The sequence below is a fragment of the Noviherbaspirillum denitrificans genome, from assembly GCF_002211445.1.
In the GTDB taxonomy this organism is placed as follows: domain Bacteria; phylum Pseudomonadota; class Gammaproteobacteria; order Burkholderiales; family Burkholderiaceae_D; genus Noviherbaspirillum; species Noviherbaspirillum denitrificans.
In genome coordinates this window covers 2575387-2579400 of sequence record NZ_LSTO01000001.1, presented here as the reverse complement: position 1 = coordinate 2579400, position 4014 = coordinate 2575387, and the positions used below count along the sequence as shown (strand labels likewise).

The 4014-nt window shown below is 62.3% G+C and carries 5 protein-coding genes; all 5 read right to left on the bottom strand.

Going from position 1 to position 4014, the window contains the following annotated elements; genetic code table 11:
- A partial coding sequence (locus AYR66_RS28880) for a uroporphyrinogen decarboxylase family protein (protein ID WP_272938339.1) occupies nucleotides 1-546 on the bottom strand: 546 nt, incomplete at its 3' end.
- Between the two features lie 179 nt (nucleotides 547-725).
- Nucleotides 726-1982 carry a ligand-binding sensor domain-containing protein gene (locus tag AYR66_RS12605; RefSeq protein WP_234814889.1) on the bottom strand — a complete coding sequence of 419 codons (1257 nt, stop codon included), beginning with the start codon at nucleotides 1980-1982 and terminating at the stop codon, nucleotides 726-728.
- Between the two features lie 11 nt (nucleotides 1983-1993).
- Nucleotides 1994-3103: a ligand-binding sensor domain-containing protein gene (locus AYR66_RS12600; protein ID WP_088707762.1), complete on the bottom strand. Its 1110-nt coding sequence runs from the start codon at nucleotides 3101-3103 to the stop codon at nucleotides 1994-1996.
- Complete coding sequence (locus AYR66_RS12595; RefSeq protein ID WP_206047156.1) at nucleotides 3103-3462, bottom strand: c-type cytochrome; 360 nt, start codon at nucleotides 3460-3462, stop codon at nucleotides 3103-3105. The genes AYR66_RS12600 and AYR66_RS12595 overlap by 1 nt, the downstream gene beginning before the upstream one ends.
- Nucleotides 3463-3479: 17 nt before the next feature.
- On the bottom strand, nucleotides 3480-4014 hold a 535-nt coding region (locus AYR66_RS12590), incomplete at its 5' end, for an SEL1-like repeat protein (RefSeq protein ID WP_206047155.1).

Sequence of the window (4014 nt, the reverse complement as noted above, 5' to 3'; positions counted from 1 at the left end):
GTGGTGCATCAGGTCCGGGCGGTTGTACAGCATCGCCTTGACCTTGCGGAAGTCGTCCGAGCCGCCGCCTTCGACCATGTAGCAGGCCAGCGTCCACGGGCTGCCGGAAAAGCCGATCAGCGGCACGCGGCCGTTCAGTTCGGTGCGGATCTGGGTGACGGCGTCGAACACGTACTGCAGTTCGGACAGGTCGGGCGCCTTGAGCGCCTTAACGGCCTGCTCATCCTGCAGCGGCCGCTCGAACTTCGGGCCCTCGCCTTCGGCGAAGTACAGGCCCAGTCCCATCGCATCGGGCACGGTGAGGATGTCGGAAAACAGGATGGCCGCGTCCAGCGCGTAGCGATCCAGCGGCTGCAGCGTGACTTCGGTGGCGAAGTCCGGGTTCTTGGCCAGGCCGAGGAAGGAGCCGGCGCGCTTGCGGGTGGCGCAGTATTCCGGCAGGTAGCGGCCGGCCTGGCGCATGAGCCACATCGGCGTGTACTCGGTGGGCTGGCGCAGCAGGGCGCGCAGGAAGGTGTCGTTCTGGAGGGGGGGGAATTGAGGCATAAGGCTTTCCTAGCTGGTGCATGAAGCACCGTGTGACTCGCTCCTTCCCCCTTGCAGGGGGAAGGTTGGGATGGGGGTAGTGAGGTTGGACAATTGCAGTCGCTTGTTCAGCCTCACTACTCCCACCCTGGCCCTCCCCCTTCAAGGGGGAGGGAACCGGAGGTTAATGTATTACAGGCTTAGAAGCCGCTCTTCAGACGGGCCACGCCGCCGAAGCTGCCGACCCACAGGTTGCCGTTTTCCGCGGTCGCCATAGAGAACACGGTGTCGGAGAACAGGCCGTTCTCGGTCGTCATGACCTTGAACTTGTCGCCTTCCATGCGAGCCAGGCCGGCGTTGGTACCGACCCACATCTGGCCCTTCTTGTCGATGTGGAGCATGAACACGTGGTTGCCCGGCAGGCCGTCCGCCACGGTGTAGTGACGCCAGTCCTTGCCGTCGAAACGCGACAGTCCGCCGCCCCAGGTTCCGGCCCAGACCACCCCATCCTTGTCGACCACCATCGACACGATATAGTTCGGGTTGAAGGCCACGTTGATGCCCTGCAGGCCCATCTCTTCCTTCTGCTTGGCGTGGTGGACCGATTGCTGCGCCGGGTCGTTGGTGAACTTGATGTCGTTCTTCACCTTTTCATACGGCGCGCCCAGGCCCTTGGCGTGGTTCCAGTTTTCCCACTTGCCATTCCTGAACAGCACCAGACCGCCTTCAGTCGCCATCCAGATGTCGCCGTTCTTGCCTTCTGCCAGGCCGTACACCCAGTCGTTGATCAGCCCGCCCTTGGTGTTTTCAACGGTGTACAGGTCCCACTTGGAGCGGTCGCTCAGCGCGCCGCCGCGAATGCGGTTGGCGCCCGACCAGGTAGCAACCCAGACGTCGCCGTTGGATGCCTGCATCACGCGGTAGACGAAGGCGTCGCCCAGGCCCTGCGGGATGTTGAAGTTTTCCCACTTGTCCTGCTTCTCGTCGTACCACGACATGCCGCCGCCGTAGGTGCCGACCATGATGCGGCCGCCGATTTCGTCGATGCTGAAGATACCGTTCGACAGCAGGCCATTGCGCACGTCGAACAGGCGATAGTCGTCGGTCTTGGTGTCGTAGCGCACCACGCCACCGGACGTGCCGACCCAGGCGACATCACCCTTGATGAAGATCGACTTGACGTTGCGGTTGCCGACGCGGAAATGCGTGAACTTGGCGTTCGGGTCGACATCGACCTTGCCGCCCTGCGGAGGCGCGGTCTGGCCCTGCTGCTGGAGACCGGCATGGTTCTGTGTCTGCGGCATCTGCGCATTGGGCGAGATCGGTCCCTGCATCGGGCGCACGGCCGGCGCGGCAGCCTGCTGCTCGCGGTTCTTGGCGCCCATGTAATACGCAACACCCATCAGGGCAATGAGGCCGACGGCGGCAAGCGCGCCGGATAATTTATTCAACTGCACTATGATTTCTCCTATTTGCCTTTTGGTTGACCCAGATGGGCGACGCCGCGTCGTGTGCCTGCCCAGATATCGCCGTTGGGGGCGACTGCGAGGGCATAGACGTTGTTATCAAGCAGTCCGTTGCGCACGTCGACCGTATTCCAGTTCTTGCCGTCGAAGCGCGACACACCGCCATTGGTACCGAACCAGAACACGCCGCGGCCGTCCTGCACGATGCTGTAGACGATGTCGCCGGCCAGTCCGTCCTTGACGGTGTAGTTGTTCCACTTCTTGCCATCGTAGCGGGCAACGCCGCCGCCCCAGGTGCCGGCCCAGATCTGCTGGTCCTGCGCCGCGAGGATGGAGAAGACATAGTTCGGGTTGTAGGTCGCCGCGCCGTCTTCGCTGCGGAAGCCGAGGTCGTGGCGCGAACGCGTGCCCAGGCCCGTATTCGGGCTGGTCATCAGCTTCTTGTCGTTCTTGGCGCCCATGCCGTCCTTGTGGTTCCAGGACTTCCAGGTCTTGCCGTCGTACATGGACACGCCGCCTTCAGTGCCAAACCAGACGCGGTCCTGGTTATCCACCGAAATGCCGTACACCCACTCGTTGATGAGTTCCTTGACGTAGGTGCGCATCTTCAGCGTCTTGAGGTCGACCACGTTGACGCCCGCCCAAGTTCCGATCCACAGGTCGCCGTTCTTCTGGCTGCCAAAGGAATAGACCCAGTAGTCGGCCAGGCCGTGCATCGGGAAGAAGGTCTTCCACTTGCCGTCCTTGTAGCGCGACACGCCGCCGGCATTGGTGCCGAACCACTTGTAGCCTTCCTTGTCGATGCCGACCGCAAACACGTATTCATTGGCGAGGCCGCTGTCGCGCGTGAAGGTATTGCGCGGCTTGCTGCTGCCCAGGTCGATCTCGTGCACGCCGGTTGAGGTGCCGACCCACAAGGTATTGGTCTTGGACTCCATGGCCAGCGCACGCACGTAAACGTGATCACCCACCCCGAAGGTCTCGATGACGTTCGGCTGGGTGGCGCTGTTGGCAGCGGGAGCGGCTGGAGCGGCTGGAGCTTTGTTCTGTGCGACGGATGAACCGACGAATGCGGTGAGCAATGCTGGTAACAACAAGCGGGATAGATGCATCAATTCATGGTCCTTATGTAAGCGATGACGTCCAGGATGTCGCGGTCCGTGAGGATGCCCTGGAAGGCAGGCATGGCGTTTTTCCCGGTACGGATCGAGGCGAGCAGTGTGAAATCGGGTTTGATGATGCGCTCCTGCCGCGCGAAGCTGGGTGCGCCGGGCATGGTCGCCTGGCCGCCCGCGCCATGGCATACCGCGCAGTGGGAGTTGTACAACTGCCGGCCCTTGAACATGTCACCGGCGTGCAGGTCGCCGGAAAAGCCGGCAGCCACGGCTGCGACCAGCAGCGTGGCAAACAATTTCATCAGGTCGATGAACCGGGAAAATCCGGGCCCATCCATTCCCGTTTTTGAGAACATGCTTTCTCCGGCCGGCCTTATTTGCGCCGCTTCTTTTTCGCGGCTTCCTGTTTCTGTTCTTCTCGCGGTGCGAGGGCGGCGGCCTTTGCGGTCCAGAACTCGCCCTTCTCGGCATTCGGTTCGACGCCGAGACCGCCCTTTGTATAAATGCCGACCAGCGCCGTCACAGCGTCGATATGGTCTTTTTCCGCGGCGCGGGTAATGTACTCCAGGGCCTTGGCGTTGTCCTGCTTGACGCCCTCGCCCTTGCCGTACATGAGACCCAGGCCATACTCGCCGGCGGCATTCCCCTGCTCGGCGGCTTTCTGGAACCACTTGACCGCATCCTCATCCTGCTGGGCCTGATCCATCAGGGTCGCGAGCCAGACTTGCGAGGGCGCATAGCCCTTTTCCGCGTTGGCGGTGAACTGCGTCATCGCATCGACGACATTCCCCATCTGCCACATCTTGATGGCCTTGTCGTGGTCCTCGGCCATGTCCGCCCAAGCCGGCGCCATAGCGACAGCCAGCACGAGCGCTCCTGCAACGCGCGCCAAGCCATGTTTTGCGATG

Bases quoted from the DNA above. Each gene is read 5' to 3' on its own strand.
- AYR66_RS12595 (WP_206047156.1), bottom strand. From the start codon at position 3,462: ATGTTCTCAAAAACGGGAATGGATGGGCCCGGATTTTCCCGGTTCATC.
- AYR66_RS12600 (WP_088707762.1), bottom strand. From the start codon at position 3,103: ATGCATCTATCCCGCTTGTTGTTACCAGCATTGCTCACCGCATTCGTC.